The following is an 18,858-nucleotide window of genomic DNA, read 5'->3' on the forward strand; positions in this document are numbered from 1 at the left end:
TTCCAATATGCGTGTATCGAATGTAACAGTAAGAAAACGACTTATTTTTGTGCTTATATCTGGTATACTGATTTTTACCATTATCGATATTCGTCTGGGATATGTGCAGTTTTTTCTTGGGAATATGTTAACAGATCGTGCGAAAGATTCATGGAGCCGTAATATTACATTTGAACCTGAGCGAGGAAAAATTGTAGATCGAAATGGTGTAGAGCTCGCAACAAATAAAAGTGCACCAACTGTCTTTGTGGTACCGAGGCAAATTGAAAAACCAGCAGAGACTGCAGAGAAATTAGCTGCAGTTTTAGGTGTGTCGAAAGAAGACATTTATCAGCGTCTTACGAAAAAAGAGTCCATAGTCAGATTAGACAAAGGTGGGCGGAAAATTTCTCATGACAAGGCAAAAGAAGTTAGGGCTTTAAGTTTAAAAGGGGTATACATTGCTGAAGATTCAATTCGATATTATCCGTTTGGAAAATATCTATCACATGTGCTTGGATTTGCTGGGAGTGATAACCAAGGACTTATGGGGCTGGAGTCATATTATGACAAAGAATTAAATGGTGACAAAGGATATGTACGCTTTTTTGCAGATGCGAAAGGGCAACGTATGCCAAATATTGGTGATGATTATAAAGAACCTGGAGATGGCTTGGATTTAAAATTAACAATCGATTCACGTATTCAGACGATTATGGAGAGAGAATTAAATATTGCGGATTCTACGTATCATCCAGATGGAATGATTGCAATTGCCATGAACCTCAATAATGGTGAAATTTTAGGTATGTCCAGTCGTCCAAGTTTTGATCCAGCAGATTTCAGAAGTGTTTCACCAGAAGTATTTAATCGAAATCTCCCTGTCTGGAGTACATATGAACCAGGATCCACATTTAAAATTATTACACTTGCAGCTGCTTTAAATGAAAAATTAGTAGACTTGGAGAAAGATACGTTTTATGATGATGGAGCAGCAGAAGTTGGCGGTGCACGATTACGTTGCTGGAAAGCAGGGGGACACGGTAGCCAAACGTTTTTAGAGGTTGTTCAAAATTCTTGTAACCCAGGCTTTATAGAGCTTGGAGAACGTTTAGGGAAAGAAAAATTGTTTCAATATATCCATGATTTTGGATTTGGCCAAAAAACGGGTATTGATTTACAAGGAGAAGGTAAAGGGATTCTATTTGATTTAAAAAAAGTAGGGCCTGTTGAACAAGCGACCACAGCGTTTGGTCAAGGTGTGTCTGTTACCCCTATTCAACAAGTGGCAGCAGTAGCCGCTGCTGTAAATGGAGGCACGTTATATCAGCCGTATATTGCGAAAGAGTTTATAGACCCAATTACGAATAAAGTGGTTAGTAAAAAAACGCCTGTAGCGAAGAAACAAGTTATTTCAAAGGATACATCTGAAAAAGTGCGTTATGCACTTGAAAATGTTGTTGCAAAAGGTTCAGGTAAAGGTGCTTATATTGATGGTTACCGTGTTGGAGGAAAGACTGGTACAGCCCAAAAAGTAAAAGATGGGAAATATTTGGATAACAACTATATCGTGTCATTCGTTGGATTTGCACCAGCAGATGATCCGCAAATTGTTGTGTATGTCGCTGTAGACAATCCAAAAGGGACTATACAATTTGGAGGAGTTGTAGCTGCGCCAATTGTTGGGAACATTCTTCGTGATGTCTTGCCGGTTATGGGAGTAGAGCCTAGAAAAGAGCAAATTGAAAAGAAATTAACTTGGGATGAGACGCCTTTAGTAGAGGTCCCTAATATAGTAGGCATGGATCGAAAAGAAATACAAAGCCAACTTGTTGATTTGCAATTGGATGCTAGTGGTGAAGGAGATAAAGTGGTTGAACAATCTCCGAAACCAGGTACGAAAGTCAAAGCAGGATCAAAGGTTCGAATATACTTTAATTAAGTATGAAGTGCGTATTTACGGTACAATATCATTCAACTAACTAGCAGTGAGACGCTTGGTTCTCACTGTCTGTTAATGAAATAGATTACGCTCTTATGCATGGATTTCTTTGTAAGAATCTATTTATAAGGGATAAATAAAGAGTAGAGAGGGTTTAAAGAAATGAAGTTGCATACACTTGTATCAAGTTTGCATGATTTTCCGGTTGTTCCAAAAGAAAATCCGGAAATTACATCTATTGAAGCGGATTCGCGTAAAGTGAAAAATGGAAGTTTATTTGTATGTATAAAAGGTTTCACGGTTGATAGTCATGAATTTGCTAAGCAAGCAGCCGCGCAAGGTGCGGCTGCTATTGTTGCGGAAAGACCAATTGATGTTGACGTTCCAGTTGTACTTGTGAAAGATACAGTACGTTCTTTAGCGATTTTAGCTGATTATTTTTATGGACAGCCAACGCAAAAGTTACACTTAATTGGAATTACAGGTACAAATGGAAAGACAACAACATCGCATATAATGAACGAAATTATGCGTGCGCATGGACATAAAACAGGATTAATTGGAACAATTAATATGAAAATAGGTGACGAAACGTTTGAAGTGAAAAACACAACACCAGATGCATTAACATTACAAAAGACGTTCCATAAAATGATTGAACAAAATGTAAATAGTGCTGTTATGGAAGTATCTTCACATGCATTGCACTTTGGTAGAGTACATGGATGTGACTATGATGTAGCGGTGTTTACAAACTTAACGCAAGATCATTTAGATTATCATAAAACGATGGAAGAGTACAAATATGCAAAGGGCCTATTATTTGCACAGCTTGGTAATAGCTATTCACATAACCGTGTAAAATATGCTGTATTAAATAATGATGATGCCGTAGCAATAGATTATATGAAAAGTACGGCAGCAACGGTAATTACGTACGGCATTGATACGAAAAGTGATATCATGGCGAAAAACATTGAGATGACAAGTGCTGGTACAGCATTTACGCTTGTAACTCCGACTGAAAATATCGAGGTTACAATGAGATTAATTGGAAAATTTAACGTCTATAATGTATTAGCGGCAACAGCAGCATGTCTTGTTTCTGGCGTAGAGTTGCAAACGATTATTGACGCTGTGAAAAAACTAAAAGGTGTACCTGGACGCTTTGAAGTTGTTGATGGAGGACAAGATTTTACTGTTATTGTTGATTATGCACATACACCTGATAGTTTAGAAAATGTATTATTGACAACGAAACAATTTGCAAAAGGAAATGTGTATTGTATCGTTGGTTGTGGTGGAGATCGAGACCGTACGAAACGGCCAATTATGGCGAGGGTCGCATCTAAGTATGCAACACATGCAATCTATACGTCAGACAATCCGCGTAGCGAACATCCTCAAGCAATTCTTGATGATATGATAGAAGGTATAAAAGGGAATAATTATGAAGTGATTGTTGATCGAAAAGAAGCGATATCTCATGCCGTTGCTTCAGCAACAGCTGGAGATATTATTATAATTGCTGGTAAAGGTCATGAAACATATCAAATTATCGGTGCAGAAGTACATCATTTTGACGATCGTGAAGTTGCTGGGGAGGCAATTGCACAGCGTTTAAGCATGAAAGAATAACAACAAGAGAGGGGGACTAAATATGCTTGAACAAGGATTATTAATTACAGTTGGGGTGGCATTTTTAATTTCTGTTGCGTTGTCACCAATTTTCATTCCATTTTTACGCCGTTTAAAGTTTGGACAGAGCATTCGTGATGAAGGTCCGAAGTCACATCAAAAGAAATCAGGAACACCAACCATGGGCGGAATTGTTATTTTTATTTCGGTTATGATTACGTCTATTATTATGATGTTTAAGTTTCAAAAGAGCGCCGAGACATATTTATTGCTGCTTGTTACATTTGGTTATGGTTTAATCGGATTTCTTGATGATTACATTAAAGTTGTCAAAAAAAGAAATCTTGGTTTGACATCAAAACAAAAATTAATAGGGCAGTTTATTATTGCAGTAGCTTTCTTTATCATTGCAAAGGGACACGGATTTGATACACATTTAAGTATTCCAGGAACGGAAATTAAGTTTGACTTACACTGGGCATACTTTGTTCTTGTTCTCTTTATGCTGATAGGAGCTTCAAATGCAGTTAACTTAACAGATGGATTAGATGGATTATTAGCAGGAACAGCCGCGATTGCTTTTGGTGCGTATAGTATTATTGCTTTTGCTCAGGAGCAGTACACAATTGCTATTTTTTGTATGGCAGTTGTTGGAGCGGTATTAGGATTTTTAGTATTCAATGCTCATCCAGCAAAAGTATTTATGGGAGATACAGGATCTTTAGCACTTGGTGGTGCTTTAGCTGCTGTTTCAATTTTAACGAAAACAGAACTATTATTAGTCATCATTGGTGGGATGTTTGTTATTGAGACACTCTCTGTTATTATTCAAGTTGTTTCGTTTAAAACAAGAGGAAAGCGTGTATTCAAAATGAGCCCGCTTCATCACCACTATGAATTATGCGGTTGGTCAGAATGGCGAGTAGTTGTAACATTCTGGTCAGTAGGGCTTTTATGTGCAGTGTTAGGAATTTATATCGGGGTGTGGATGTAATTGAAAACGATAACTGACTATCAAAATAAAAATATTCTTGTATTAGGTATGGCAAAAAGCGGTTATGCTGCAGCCGTTTTATTAAAGAAACTTGGAGCAAACGTAATTGTAAATGATAGCAAGCCGCTAGCTGAAAATCCGTTAGCGACAGAGTTGAAAGGTCAAGGAATGGAAGTTGTATGTGGCGGTCATCCTTTAGAATTATTAGAAAAAAATATTTCTCTTGTTGTAAAAAATCCTGGGATTCCGTATTCTAATCCGTTACTTGTAGCGGCAAAAGAAAAAAATATTCCGATTGTAACAGAAGTAGAATTAGCATATCGTATTTCGGAAGCACCGTTTATTGGAATTACAGGATCTAACGGAAAAACAACGACAACAACATTAACATTTGAAATGTTAAAAGAAGGAGAAAAACATCCTGTTATTGCTGGGAATATCGGTACGGTAGCATGTGAAGTTGCACAAGATGTAACTGAGCAGCAAGTAGTTGTAACAGAACTATCTTCCTTTCAATTAATGGGTATTGAAACGTTTCAACCGAAGATTGCGGTGCTGTTAAACTTATTTGAAGCACATTTAGATTATCATGGTACAAAGAAAGAATATGGTTTAGCAAAAGCGAATATCTTTAGAAATCAAACTGAAAATGATTATAGCGTCATTAATGCTGACGATGAAGATGTAATGGTGTTGTCTGAGCAAAGTAAAGGACAAAAAGTGTATTTTTCTACGACGAAAATAATTGAAGACGGCGCTTGCGCAAAAGATGGTGCTCTTTACTTCAAAGGCGAAAAAGTGATTGATGTTCAAGATATCGTGTTGCCGGGTAAACATAATTTAGAAAATATACTAGCTGCTATGAGTATTGCAAAGCTTATGGGTGTTGCGAATGAAGCAATTATAGCAGTCTTAAAACGTTTTACAGGTGTAAAGCATCGTCTAGAGTATGTAACAACGATTGGAAACCGTAAGTTTTATAATGATTCAAAAGCAACAAATATGCTCGCGACAGAAAAGGCATTGTCTGCATTTACGCAACCAGTAATTTTATTAGCGGGTGGATTAGATCGTGGGAATGAATTTGATGATTTAATCCCATACTTTGGGCATGTGAAGGCGCTGCTTACATTTGGACAAACTGCACCTAAGCTTGTTAAAGCTGCAGAAAAAGCTGGAATGAAAGTTATTAAATGTGTCGATAATGTGGAACAAGCGGTACAAGAAGCATATGCTCTTTCAGAAGAGGGAGACGTGATTCTTTTATCTCCTGCATGTGCAAGCTGGGATCAATTTAAAACATTTGAAGAAAGAGGAGACATGTTTATACAAGCTGTGCATAAACTAGTATAAAGTAAAAGAATCATCAGTGGATTGTTCCTGCTGATGATTCTTTTATAGGTAGATAAAGTGAAACTTCTATTAGTAGGTTTTTTTCTTCGTCTCTTACTGATGGAAAGCGTTCATCAATCGGGTTCTTACAGGCAGTTATCTCACACCTAACTTCTTCGACTTCTTGCAATCTTGAGGTGGGAGTCATACTGTCTGCAAGTAGCTAGATAAATGCTGCCTTGTTTGTGAAAAAGTATGGCTAACGAAAAGCTGCTTTCAAAGAGGTGATGTTCATTGCCGACAAAGAAGACTCCTGATTTTATTCTTATTATTGTGACATTGTTACTTTTGACAATAGGAATGGTGATGGTGTACAGTGCTAGTGCTGTATGGGCTTCGTATAAAATGGGAGATTCATTCTTTTTTGCAAAACGTCAATTGTTATTTGCTGGGCTCGGTGTCGTTGCTATGTTTTTTATCATGAAGATTGATTATTGGGTGTGGCGTACATACTCCAAAGTGATTTTGCTTATTTGTTTCGCTCTCCTTATTTTAGTTTTAATTCCTGGAATTGGACTAGTACGAGGCGGGGCTCGAAGCTGGATTGGTGTAGGGGCATTCTCCATTCAGCCTTCTGAGTTTATGAAGTTTGCGATGATTATTTTTTTAGCGAAATTTTTATCGGAAAAACAAAAAATGATTACGTCTTTCAAACGAGGATTACTTCCTGCGCTTAGTTTCGTGTTTGTTGCATTTGGTATGATTATGTTACAACCTGATTTGGGAACAGGAACCGTAATGGTTGGAACCTGTGTTGTTATGATTTTTGTTTCGGGAGCACGTATTTTTCATTTTGCAATGTTAGGGTTAATTGGAGTTGGAGGATTTGTTGGGCTTATCGCATCAGCACCGTATCGAATAAAACGTATTACATCATATTTAGATCCATGGTCAGATCCGCTTGGAAGTGGATTTCAGATTATTCAATCGTTGCTTGCAATCGGACCGGGAGGATTATTTGGACTTGGTCTTGGACAAAGTAGACAAAAATTCTTTTACTTACCAGAGCCGCAAACAGACTTTATTTTTGCGATTCTATCCGAAGAATTAGGTTTTATTGGTGGTTCGTTTGTGTTATTATTATTTAGTCTGTTGTTATGGCGCGGAATTCGTGTAGCGTTAGGAGCGCCAGACTTATACGGTACTTTTTTAGCAGTCGGGATTGTGGCGATGATTGCGATTCAAGTGATGATTAACATCGGTGTTGTAACTGGATTAATGCCAGTTACAGGAATTACCTTGCCATTTTTAAGCTATGGTGGGTCTAGTTTGACCCTTATGTTAATGGCGATTGGAGTGTTACTAAATATAAGTCGTCATTCTCGCTACTAAACCCTGTTTTTATGACAGGGTTTTTCGTATGTGAAAACGGAAACTAAGCGATTGACATATGAATGGCATACATAAAGTGAAACTTCTATCAGTAAGGTTTAGTTGAATCAATCAGACTTTTACTGCCCGTGAGTAACGGGATAATAGAAAAAAGAAGCGGAGGAATAGGCAGTGCGAGTATTAGTCAGCGGTGGCGGAACAGGTGGGCATATTTATCCAGCTCTTGCGTTAATTCGAGAAATTAAAAAAATACATCCTGAAGCAAGATTTTTATATATTGGTACGGAAAATGGTTTGGAAAGTAAAATTGTTCGCAAAGCCGGCATTCCATTTCAATCCATTGTTATTAGCGGATTTAAACGGAAATTATCAGTTGATAATGTGAAAACGGTGATGCGTTTTGTAAAAGGTGTACAAGATAGTAAACGTTATATTCGCCGTTTCAATCCAGATGTTGTAATTGGTACAGGTGGTTATGTATGTGGTCCAGTTGTATATGCAGCTGCCAAACTTGGTATTCCAGCAGTTGTGCATGAACAAAATAGTGTACCTGGTGTAACAAATAAATTTTTGAGTCGCTACGTGAAAAAAGTAGCAGTTTGTTTTGATGCGGCAGCAGAACATTTCCCGCAAAATAAAGTTGTGATGACAGGAAATCCTCGTGCTTCGGAAGTACTGAACCAAAATGGTATGAAGGGCAAGCGTTCCGTAGGATTATCTCTTTCAAAAAAATCAGTGTTAATTTTTGGAGGAAGCCGAGGCGCTAGACCGATTAATGATGCATTTTTAGAAGCAATTGAACAATTTGGTAATAAAAATTATGAAGTATTGTATGTTACAGGTGAAGTACATTATGATAAAGTAATGGAAGTTGTGAAACAAAAAGGGAATCCACAGAATGTTATTATTAAGCCATTTATTGATAATATGCCAGAAGTACTTACTGGGGTAGATCTTGTTGTTTCGCGTGCAGGTGCCACAACTTTAGCTGAGTTAACAGCTTTAGGGAAACCAAGTATCTTAATTCCGAGTCCGTATGTAACCAATAATCACCAAGAGAAAAATGCTCTTTCTGTTGTTGATAAGGGGGCAGCAAAAATGCTTATTGAAAAAGATTTAACAGGTGAAACGCTTATTGGTGATATTGATGAAATTTTACTAGATGTAGAAAAATTACAAAATATGAAACTAGCTGCAAAGGAGTTAGGAATTCCGGATGCAGCAAACAAGTTGTTTGAAGTTATGAAAAAACTTGTAGAAAATAACGTTAGGTGAATGCCCTGCATACTACTGTAATAAGGAGACTTAATATGGGGGAGAGCATCATGAAACAATTAGCAAAAGAACTTATGGAAGCACAGGTAGGAAAAGTACTGGAAAATGAACCGCTAGCTCGCTATACAACTATGAAAATAGGTGGTCCAGCGGATATTTTAGTGGTTCCAAGTAGCGTTGAAGATGTGGAAAAATCGTTAAAGCTTGTGAAAAAGCATGGGACAAAATGGACTGCAATTGGTCGTGGTTCCAATCTTCTCGTATCGGATAAAGGCATTGAAGGAGTCGTGATTCGATTAGGAGAAGGGCTAGATCATTTAGAAATAGATGGTGTTACTGTACGAGTAGGTGGAGGGTATTCTCTCGTTAAGCTGTCAACTTTATTAAGTCGCCAAGGATTAGCAGGATTAGAGTTTGCTAGTGGTATTCCTGGAAGCGTAGGCGGAGCTGTTTATATGAATGCAGGTGCTCATAAATCGGATATGTCTGAAATTTTGACGAGAGCTCATGTTATGTTTGAAGATGGAACGATTGAATGGCTAACGAAAGAAGAGCTAGAATTTTCTTATCGCACATCTGTTTTACAAAAGAAGCGTCCCGGTATTGTACTAGAAGCGGAGTTGCAATTAAAAGCAGGTAATCGTGAAGACATTATCGCGATCATGCAAAAGAATAAAGATTATCGCCGTGATACACAACCTTGGAATCACCCATGTGCAGGAAGTATTTTTAGAAATCCACTGCCAAACTATGCTGGTAATTTAGTTGAAAAGGCTGGATTACGTGGTTATCAAATTGGCGGTGCAAAAATTTCGGAAATGCATGGGAACTTTATTGTTAATACAGGAACAGCTTCTGCGCAAGATGTTCTTAGTTTAATTGCTTTTGTGAAGAAAACAATTAAAGAACAGTTTAATGTTGATATGCATACAGAAGTAGAAATCATTGGAAGATAATAGTTGTTTGTCCCGTACATTGTCATTTATGATATAATAGAAAGAGAAGAACGGCATGCATAACATGCCGTTCTTTATGTTACATAGGGGGATCGTACATGAAGAATAGTAAAGTTATTAAACTACAAGATCGTGTACCAAAACTAAAAGATCAAAAGAAGAAGAAGCAGGTAAATAAACGATTAATTTTATATGTATCGATTTTATTTTTATTGGTGCTTTTTTTAATTTATTTTCGATCTCCGCTTAGCAATATAAAGAAAATTACGGTTCACGGCAATCACTATATGACGGATGAACAAATAATGGAGCAAGCAGGCATTACATATAAAACAAGCTATTTTCGTGTAATGACACAGCAAGCAGAAACAAATTTAAAGAAGCAAAAAGAGATTAAAGAGGTTCACGTAAAGAAACAATTTCCAAATCAAATTGTTATCGATGTTGAGGAGTATGTGACAATTGGCTACATAAATAAAGAAGGAAAATTGTATCCGCTTTTAGAAAATGGAAAGTCACTAGATGCTCTTCCGAATGGGAAATTGCCAATTGCTGCACCCATTTTCGTTCCATTTGAAGAAAAGAAAATGAAAGAATTAATTGCTGAATTAGAAAAATTAACACCAACTGTTCTTCGATCTATTTCTGAAATTCATTATAAGCCAACAGATTTGTACGCAGATCATCTTACATTATATATGAATGAGGGATATGAAGTAAGTACAGTTATTCAAGATTTTGCAAAACGAATGGAAGCTTATCCTCTTATTATTAAAAACTTATCGCCAGATAAAAAGGCAATTATTCATTTAGAAGTAGGGGCATATACGGAATATGTGAATTAATCAATAAGGGGTAATAAAGCGGATATTTTAACTGTAAAATAGTTGTTTCTAGGAAAGATAGGAACTTACTCTTAGAAATTATGTAATTAAGTCATATTTTCTCTATTTTATTTTTTAATATAATCTTAGCTGTAAGTTTAGCTTTTCTAGGAGTACATCTTGGTGTAGACTTATATTTGGCAGCAATCTTTGTAGTCGGATAAGGTTGTTTCAAATTATAGCAGTGATTTGTATATTACTGTTAGAAAAATGAATGAGTGCCAAATAAAAATAAGAAAAATATAGCGTTAAAAAAGGGAAACACATAAATACGTTGAATATTTTTCTTATAACATAGTAAAACAACGATTGTTGTTCCATATATTGAATTTTGTGGTATAAATAAAGAAGGAGGTGCCAAAGAATGAACAGCAATGAAATATACGTTAGTCTTGACATCGGTACATCCAATGTTAAAGTCATCATTGGCGAGATGGTCAATGACGCTTTAAACATTATTGGTGTTGGAAATGTAAAGTCAAATGGTTTGAAAAAAGGCTCCATTGTTGACATAGATGAGACTGTGCAATCGATTAAAAAGGCGATTGAACAAGCTGAACGCATGGTAGGGATACACATTGAACGTGTTGTTGTAGGCGTAAACGCAAATCAAGTACAGCTTCTTCCTTGTCATGGAGTAGTCGCTGTTTCAAACGAAGATCGTGAAATCGGAAACGAAGACGTGCTTCGTGTACTTGATGCAGCGCAAGTTGTGTCAATTGCACCAGAGCGTGAATTTATTGATGTGGTACCTCAACAGTTTATCGTAGACGGTCTCGATGAAATTAATGATCCGCGCGGAATGATTGGTGTACGTTTAGAAATGGAAGGCACATTAATTACAGGCTCGAGAACATTGTTACATAATTTGCTTCGATGTGTAGAAAAAGCGGGTCTTGAAATAATTGATATTTGTCTTCAACCATTAGCGGCATCAACAGTTGCTTTGTCAAGTGATGAAAAAAACCGAGGTGTTGCTCTCGTTGACATCGGTGGAGGTTCAACAACGTTATCAATTTTCCAAGATGGAGAATTACAAACAACAAGCATATTACCAATTGGTGGAGATCATATTACAAAAGATATAGCGATTGGATTGAAAACATCAACGGAAAATGCCGACCAAATTAAACTAAAATATGGACATGCTTTTTATGATACAGCATCTGAGGAAGAGTTATTTACTGTTTCAATTATGGGCAGTGATCAAACAGAGCAATATTCTCAGGTAGAGCTAGCAGATATCATTGAGGCTCGTGTAGAGGAAATTCTTATGTTTGTACAAGATGAGGTACAAAAGCTTGGTGTGAACCAGTTACCGGCTGGTTATGTACTTACTGGCGGTGTTGTTTCTATGTCAGGTATTCTTGATCTTGCCTACGATATTCTACATCAAAATGTTCGTATTGCGACGCCAGATTATATCGGTGTACGCGAACCGCAATATACGATTGGTGTTGGACTTATTAAAAATGCTTATCAAAAAGCTAAGTTACGAGGAAAAAGTATTCAGGAGAAGCAAGAAAGCTATGAATTACAACATGCACCAGTACCTGCAGCAGTGCAACAACCTGTAAAGCAAAAGCCACGTAATGACAATAACAATAATAAAAACAATAGTAATAATAATGAACGAATGATGTCAAAAGTGAAGCGTGTATTCCGATATTTATGGGAATAGATTTAAGCGCGAAAAATGAGGTTCTAGGGGGATTTCGACATGTTAGAGTTTGATACTACTCAAGATCAAATGGCAAATATAAAAGTTATCGGTGTTGGCGGCGGCGGAAACAATGCTGTCAATCGTATGATTGAGCATGGTGTACAAGGTGTAGACTTTATTGCAGTAAACACAGATGCACAAGCTTTAAATTTATCAAAAGCTGAAACAAGAATGCAAATTGGCGGCAAATTAACGCGCGGGCTTGGTGCTGGTGCGAACCCTGAGGTAGGGAAAAAAGCTGCTGAAGAAAGTAAAGAACAAATCCAAGAAGCACTTCGCGGAGCGGATATGGTTTTCGTAACAGCTGGTATGGGCGGAGGAACTGGGACTGGTGCAGCTCCAGTTATCGCACAAGTTGCAAAGGAGTTAGGAGCACTAACAGTTGGTGTTGTAACACGTCCATTTACATTTGAAGGCCGTAAGCGTGCAACGCAAGCTGCATCTGGTATCGCAGCGTTTAAAGAAAATGTAGATACATTAATCGTAATTCCAAATGACCGTTTGTTAGAAATCGTTGATAAAAATACACCGATGCTTGAAGCATTCCGTGAAGCGGATAACGTATTACGTCAAGGTGTTCAAGGTATTTCTGATTTAATTGCTACACCAGGTTTAATTAACTTAGACTTTGCAGATGTAAAAACAATTATGTCTAACAAAGGTTCTGCATTAATGGGTATTGGTGTGGGAACTGGTGAAAACCGCGCTGCGGAAGCTGCAAAACGTGCAATTTCTAGTCCATTGCTAGAAACATCTATTGATGGTGCACAAGGTGTTATTATGAACATTACAGGTGGCACAAACTTAAGTTTATATGAAGTACAAGAAGCAGCAGATATTGTAGCTTCAGCTTCAGACCAAGAAGTAAATATGATCTTTGGTTCTGTAATTAATGAGAGTTTAAAAGATGAAATCGTTGTAACAGTGATTGCAACAGGTTTTGATGATAGCATTTCAATGCAACCACCAAAGCCGATTATTCGTCCTACAGCGACTACAAAAAATGTGCAGCAGCCAGTACAACCAGTTAAACAACGTGAAATAAAGCGTGAAGTGAAGCGTGAAGAGCCGGTTTTAAATGAGCGTAGTGCAGATGTAGATGACATTGACATTCCAGCATTTTTACGTAACCGTCGCAGACGATAATTGAATTGAAATGTTACTGCGATTAATAGTCAGTTAAATATCTTGATTTTAAATAAAAAAAGAAGGCCTTTTTAGGCCTTCTTTTTTTATTTCTATATGTTCTCTCTATCTCGCTATTCGCGGGCAGTAAGCCCCCCATCTCAAGATGCAGAGGAAAGCGAAGAAGACAGGTGGGGGAAAGCTGCCCGTAAAAGCCTGATTGGTTCAACTAACCACCAGTGAAAACCGCACTGATGGAAGGTTCACTTTATTCTAGCTAGGAGGACTATTTTGTATTTTTTAAACGTGACAAATTATGCCTGAAAGCTTCAAAATAACAAGAAATCCCTTCCGTGAATTGACACACTTTTCCATAGGATATGCATTATACTAGTCTAAACTTTATAAAAAAGAGGTGAACCGTTTGGTTGTTTACGCCGATATTATTTGGTTATTAAACGTCTGCATTGATTTCCTTTTACTTTTATTAACGGCAATTGTTTTAAAGCGAAAAGTAAAAAGGTGGAGACTTGCACTTGGCGCATGTATCGGTTCAACAATTGTTATTTTTGCATTCACACCGTTAGCATATGTGATGACACATCCTGTGATGAAATTATTATATTCATTCCTCATTGTTTATACTGCATTTGGTTTTATTCGTTTTCGTACATTTTTACAGACCGTTTTAACGTTTTATTTTGTAACATTCATGGTAGGAGGCGGCCTTGTTGGAGCGCACTTTTTTCTTCAAACAAATGACATGGTCAATGGACTTGTTTCTACAAAATCCATTTCATATGGTGATCCTGTAAGTTGGGTGTTTGTTATGATTGGTTTTCCGATTATGTACTATTTTTCTAAAAAGAGAATTGCAGATGTAGAAGTGACAAAAATCCATTATGAGCAAATTGTGAAAGTAGATATCAAAATTGATATAAATGATATTCAACTAGATGGATTGATTGATAGTGGAAATCAATTGTATGACCCACTTACAAAAACACCAGTTATGATTATACCTATTTCTTCTTTAGAACATGTGCTTCCAAAGTGGTTAATAGAGCAAGTTCAAATGAAAACAGCAATTCCATATATACCAGATGAAGAGTCACAGTGGGCAACGCGTTTGAGGTTAATTCCTTATCGTGCTGTAGGTGTTAATCAACAATTTTTGTGGGCAATTAAACCTGACATTGTACGAGTTTATCATGAAGGCACTACAGTTACCGTAAATAAAGTATTAATTGGTTTGAATACACAGCAACTATCACTAAATGGTGAGTATCAATGTATTTTACATCCAAAAATGCTATTGTCTCAAGAAGTGACAATTGCTTAATACAAAAGGGAGGAATTCTATGTTGAAATTAAAATTTCGTTTAACTTATCTTTGGTATAAATTATTACTAAAACTTGGAATTAAGACCGATGAAATTTATTATATTGGTGGAAGTGAAGCTTTACCGCCTCCATTAACGAAAGAAGAAGAAGAGATATTGCTGCAAAAACTGCCAAAGGGAGATGAAACGGCACGATCGCTTTTAATTGAACGTAATTTACGTCTTGTTGTATACATTGCTAGGAAATTTGAAAATACAGGAATCAATATTGAGGACCTGATTAGTATTGGAACCATTGGTTTAATTAAAGCGGTTAATACATTTAACCCAGAAAAGAAAATTAAACTTGCAACATATGCTTCAAGGTGTATTGAAAATGAAATTTTAATGCATTTGCGACGAAATAATAAAAATCGTTCAGAAGTATCCTTTGATGAGCCTCTTAATATCGATTGGGATGGAAATGAACTATTACTATCAGATGTTCTTGGGACAGATGAAGATATTATTACAAAAGATTTGGAAGCAACTGTTGACCGCCATTTATTGATGAAAGCATTGCATCAATTAAATGATCGAGAGAAGCAAATTATGGAACTTCGTTTTGGATTAGATGGGGGAGAAGAAAAAACGCAAAAGGATGTTGCAGATATGCTTGGTATTTCACAGTCTTATATTTCGCGTTTAGAAAAACGAATTATTAAAAGACTTCGTAAAGAATTTAACAAAATGGTATGAAGTTAATCATTCTTTAGCGAACACTCTTTTTCACTTGAGGCTCTTAGTCGATTGCTTTTTTGCAAGTAATTTAAGTTTCATTTAAAAAAAGAGAACGTTGCATTTAGTAATATGTGATAAATGAGTATATGCATAAAATTCCCTCCAAAGGAGATACTTTACACTGTACAGCAACTCCCGATAGGAGGGAACACTTTGACGAGAAACAAAGTAGAAATTTGCGGTGTTGATACATCTAAACTTCCAGTACTAAAAAATGAAGAAATGCGACGGCTATTTCGAGAAATGCAAAGCGGCGATATAAGTGCAAGGGAGAAACTAGTAAACGGAAACTTACGTCTTGTACTGAGCGTCATCCAAAGATTTAACAACAGAGGGGAGTTTGTTGATGATTTATTTCAAGTTGGCTGCATTGGACTTATGAAATCCATTGATAACTTTGACCTAAGCCAAAATGTTAAATTCTCAACGTATGCTGTACCGATGATTATTGGAGAAATTCGAAGATATTTGCGTGATAATAACCCAATACGCGTTTCGCGTTCATTACGTGATATTGCGTATAAAGCATTGCAAGTACGAGAAAAGCTTATTGCTGAAAATTCAAAAGAACCAACAGCGATGGATATAGCAAAGGTACTTGATGTGACGCACGAAGAAATTGTGTTTGCACTTGATGCGATTCAAGATCCAGTTTCATTGTTTGAGCCGATATACAATGATGGTGGGGATCCAATTTTTGTGATGGATCAGCTAAGTGATGATAAACAAAGGGACGAGCAATGGGTCGAAGAATTAGCATTAAAAGAGGGAATGAAGCGATTAAATGAGCGAGAAAAGATGATTATTCGCAAGCGCTTCTTTCAAGGGAAAACACAAATGGAAGTGGCGGAGGAAATTGGGATTTCTCAAGCGCAAGTGTCACGTCTTGAAAAATCAGCAATTAAACAAATGAATAAAACAATTCAAGGCTAAGGTCTCATCATTTATGATGAGACCTTTTATAGTTTTGAGGGGAGATTCTGCTCATAGGGAGGGTGATGTGTTCATATAATGGCCATATAGAAAGGATTTTGTACGTGAAGGGTAATGTAGTGTCACTTTGTTTATGCTTTGAGGTGGAATTATGATTGTCAGTTAAGTATGGAACAAAGGAGAGGATGGCAATGATACGTATTTCAGAATTTCAAATGAAAGATGTTGTCAATGTGTCAGATGGGAAGAGACTTGGAAATATTGGAGATATCGATATTGATATGAAGACGGGAAGAATTCAAGCAGTTATTATTACAAAACAAGGAAAAATGCTAGGTTTATTTGGGAAAGAAGAAGAGTTTGTAATTCCTTGGAAACAAATTGTGAAAATAGGAGAAGATGTTATCTTAGTTCGAGCAGATCATGCGAATACAATTACAGAAACAATACAAACACCGACAATTTCTTAAAGAATGTTACAAATTCCTCTTTTTTTTTATGTTGTCATTATGGAAAAATAAAAGTATGGTAAAATAGACAGGAAGTACCATACTTTTTATGTTATTTTATTATAAGGAGCCTTTTTATGAGAGAACCATTTACATATAAGGACGATATGTTACATTTACAAGCATGGGAACAACTGGGGCCCATCATAGCTGGATTTACGACAAAAGAAGGCGGAGTGAGTACCGGATCGTTTCATACAATGAATTTGGGGCTACACGTCCATGACAACGTGGAAGATGTTCATGAAAATCGGCGTCTTTTAGCAGAAAAATTACATGTTTCATTAGAAAATTGGATTTGTTCGGAACAGGTTCATGACTATCATGTTGCAAAAGTAGGAAAGCAAGAGAAGGGAAAAGGGGTCTTTTCCTATAAAGATGGTATCCCGAATACAGATGGCATATATACGACAGATACTGACGTGTTATTAACATCTTGTTATGCGGATTGTGTTCCATTATACTTCTATTCCCCATCTTATAAAATGATTGGACTTGCACATGCTGGTTGGAAAGGAACCGTAAAAGGAATTGCAAGTGAAATGATTAGAAAGTGGAAAGAAGAAGGTGTATCACTTGATGATATACATGTTGCCATCGGTCCGTCTATTGGTGCGTGTTGTTACGTTGTGGATGAACGTGTGTTATCTGCAGCTAAACAAGTGGTTCATGGTTCCGTTCCATATGAAATGATTTCTGATGGACAATATGCAATTGATTTAAAAGAAATAAATCGTTTGCTTTGTTTACAAGCTGGGATTAAAGAAGAGCATATTATCATGTCATCTCTTTGTACAAGCTGTGAAACGCAATTATTTTTCTCGCATCGTCGTGATCATGGAAAGACGGGAAGAATGCTTAGTTTTATCGGCTTTAAGGAGGAGTGAAAGTAGTGACAGTACAAGAAAATTTAATATACGTTCAACAAGAAGTTGAAAAAGCATGTCAACGAGTGAATAGATCTTTAGATGAAGTTACACTTGTTGCTGTTACAAAAACAGTAGGTATTGAAAAAACAAATGAGGTGTTACAAGCCGGGCTTATACATCTTGGTGAAAATCGTAATGAAGGCTTTTTGCAGAAATATGAGTACTTTGGAAGCAAAGCGACGTGGCATTTTATCGGTTCATTGCAGTCTAGAAAAGTAAAAGAGATTGTAAATGAAATTGATTATTTACACTCACTTGATCGTCTTTCACTTGCAAAAGAAATTCAAAAACGAGCAACTAAACCAATTCGCTGCTTTGTACAAGTGAAAACTTCAGAGGAAGAGTCCAAACAAGGAATAGCTATAGATGAAACAATTGAGTTTATTCACAATTTACAACAGTTGGATAAGATTGAGGTTGTTGGACTTATGACAATGGCACCTTACACGGATGATGAAATGCAAATTCGTAGTTGTTTTCAAATGTTGCGTAAACTGCAAAAGCAAGTACAAGATTTAAAGCTATCGTATGCTCCATGTACGGAGTTATCAATGGGAATGTCAAATGATTATACAATTGCAATTGAAGAAGGCGCTACATTTATTCGTTTGGGGACGATTTTAGTAGGAAAAGAATAGAAGGAAGGAGAATCTTATTATGAGTTGGTCAAAAGTAAAGTACTTCTTTTTTGACACACCAGAAGAGCGAGAAGCACACTATGCTTATGAAAAGGAGCAAAAAGAAATGAAAAAACAGCAGGAACCGGAACAGGATATTCCGCTTGCAAAAGTACAACCGAAACAAAACGTAGTAAGTATTGAAACAGCAAAACACCCTTCAAAAGTTGTTTTATTAGAGCCACGTACGTATTCAGAGGCACAGGGTATTGCTGATCATTTAAAAGGTCGCCGTGCGGTTGTGATTAATTTACAGCGCATGTCTACAGATCAAGCATTACGTATCGTTGATTTTCTAAGCGGAACTGTATATGCAATAGGCGGGGACATTCAAAAATTAGGTCCAAAAACATTTATATGTACACCTGATAATGTAGACATTGTTGGAGCAATTTCTGAATTGTTCGGTGAAGAGGAAGATACAAATATAAAGAGGTGGTAATACGC

At 36.7% G+C, this 18,858-nt stretch carries 17 protein-coding genes and 1 pseudogene; all 18 read left to right on the forward strand.

The genetic code is table 11. The features are described 5' to 3' along the window. Positions 1-7 precede the first annotated feature (7 nt). The 18 genes and pseudogenes from ACFQZ1_RS19720 to ACFQZ1_RS19805 all read left to right on the forward strand — a co-directional run bounded on the left by ACFQZ1_RS19720 (position 8) and on the right by ACFQZ1_RS19805 (position 18,853). A complete protein-coding gene (locus ACFQZ1_RS19720; protein WP_377883883.1) occupies positions 8-1,921 on the forward strand; it encodes a stage V sporulation protein D in 1,914 nt (637 codons plus the stop codon). A gap of 162 nt (positions 1,922-2,083) precedes the next feature. Then, on the forward strand, positions 2,084-3,559 hold the full coding sequence (locus ACFQZ1_RS19725) for a UDP-N-acetylmuramoyl-L-alanyl-D-glutamate--2,6-diaminopimelate ligase (RefSeq protein ID WP_377883884.1): 1,476 nt from the start codon (positions 2,084-2,086) through the stop codon (positions 3,557-3,559). Positions 3,560-3,581: 22 nt separating this feature from the next. Further along, positions 3,582-4,553 (forward strand): phospho-N-acetylmuramoyl-pentapeptide-transferase, encoded by a 972-nt coding sequence (gene mraY, locus ACFQZ1_RS19730; protein ID WP_377883885.1) that lies wholly within the window; start codon positions 3,582-3,584, stop codon positions 4,551-4,553. Then, entirely contained in the window at positions 4,554-5,906 is a 1,353-nt protein-coding gene (murD, locus tag ACFQZ1_RS19735; RefSeq protein ID WP_377883886.1) for a UDP-N-acetylmuramoyl-L-alanine--D-glutamate ligase, read from the forward strand. Positions 5,907-6,179: 273 nt separating this feature from the next. Next, on the forward strand, positions 6,180-7,277 hold the full coding sequence (spoVE, locus tag ACFQZ1_RS19740) for a stage V sporulation protein E (protein ID WP_377883887.1): 1,098 nt from the start codon (positions 6,180-6,182) through the stop codon (positions 7,275-7,277). A 171-nt stretch (positions 7,278-7,448) separates the two neighbouring features. Further along, positions 7,449-8,552, forward strand: a complete 1,104-nt coding sequence (murG, locus tag ACFQZ1_RS19745) for an undecaprenyldiphospho-muramoylpentapeptide beta-N-acetylglucosaminyltransferase (protein WP_377883888.1) — start codon at positions 7,449-7,451, stop codon at positions 8,550-8,552. Positions 8,553-8,602: 50 nt separating this feature from the next. Next, entirely contained in the window at positions 8,603-9,508 is a 906-nt protein-coding gene (gene murB / locus ACFQZ1_RS19750) for a UDP-N-acetylmuramate dehydrogenase (RefSeq protein WP_377883889.1), read from the forward strand. 98 nt (positions 9,509-9,606) lie between these two features. Beyond that, the gene (locus tag ACFQZ1_RS19755; protein ID WP_377883890.1) at positions 9,607-10,353 is read left to right on the forward strand and encodes a cell division protein FtsQ/DivIB; all 747 of its coding nucleotides are present in this window, start codon (positions 9,607-9,609) and stop codon (positions 10,351-10,353) included. Between the two features lie 110 nt (positions 10,354-10,463). Further along, positions 10,464-10,606 (forward strand): annotated as a pseudogene (locus ACFQZ1_RS19760) (DUF1290 domain-containing protein); the annotation flags it as partial. A gap of 150 nt (positions 10,607-10,756) precedes the next feature. Next, positions 10,757-12,073, forward strand: a complete 1,317-nt coding sequence (gene ftsA, locus ACFQZ1_RS19765) for a cell division protein FtsA (protein ID WP_377883891.1) — start codon at positions 10,757-10,759, stop codon at positions 12,071-12,073. 39 nt (positions 12,074-12,112) lie between these two features. Beyond that, positions 12,113-13,261, forward strand: a complete 1,149-nt coding sequence (ftsZ, locus tag ACFQZ1_RS19770; RefSeq protein WP_377883892.1) for a cell division protein FtsZ — start codon at positions 12,113-12,115, stop codon at positions 13,259-13,261. A 403-nt stretch (positions 13,262-13,664) separates the two neighbouring features. Beyond that, positions 13,665-14,582: a sigma-E processing peptidase SpoIIGA gene (gene spoIIGA, locus ACFQZ1_RS19775; protein WP_377883893.1), complete on the forward strand. Its 918-nt coding sequence runs from the start codon at positions 13,665-13,667 to the stop codon at positions 14,580-14,582. A 19-nt stretch (positions 14,583-14,601) separates the two neighbouring features. Continuing rightward, positions 14,602-15,321, forward strand: coding sequence for an RNA polymerase sporulation sigma factor SigE (sigE, locus tag ACFQZ1_RS19780; protein ID WP_098305552.1), 720 nt, complete (start codon positions 14,602-14,604; stop codon positions 15,319-15,321). A gap of 195 nt (positions 15,322-15,516) precedes the next feature. Further along, complete coding sequence (sigG, locus tag ACFQZ1_RS19785) at positions 15,517-16,296, forward strand: RNA polymerase sporulation sigma factor SigG (RefSeq protein WP_090914402.1); 780 nt, start codon at positions 15,517-15,519, stop codon at positions 16,294-16,296. A 191-nt stretch (positions 16,297-16,487) separates the two neighbouring features. Beyond that, entirely contained in the window at positions 16,488-16,766 is a 279-nt protein-coding gene (locus ACFQZ1_RS19790) for a YlmC/YmxH family sporulation protein (protein WP_377883894.1), read from the forward strand. A gap of 116 nt (positions 16,767-16,882) precedes the next feature. Further along, positions 16,883-17,692, forward strand: coding sequence for a peptidoglycan editing factor PgeF (gene pgeF / locus ACFQZ1_RS19795; protein ID WP_377883895.1), 810 nt, complete (start codon positions 16,883-16,885; stop codon positions 17,690-17,692). Positions 17,693-17,697: 5 nt separating this feature from the next. Continuing rightward, entirely contained in the window at positions 17,698-18,372 is a 675-nt protein-coding gene (locus tag ACFQZ1_RS19800; RefSeq protein WP_377883896.1) for a YggS family pyridoxal phosphate-dependent enzyme, read from the forward strand. A 19-nt stretch (positions 18,373-18,391) separates the two neighbouring features. Continuing rightward, positions 18,392-18,853: a cell division protein SepF gene (locus tag ACFQZ1_RS19805; protein ID WP_377883897.1), complete on the forward strand. Its 462-nt coding sequence runs from the start codon at positions 18,392-18,394 to the stop codon at positions 18,851-18,853. The last annotated feature ends 5 nt before the right edge of the window (positions 18,854-18,858 follow it).

It is taken from the genome of Bacillus sp. CGMCC 1.60114 (assembly GCF_042676365.1).
Taxonomy (GTDB): Bacteria; Bacillota; Bacilli; order Bacillales; family Bacillaceae_G; genus Bacillus_A; species Bacillus_A rhizoplanae_A.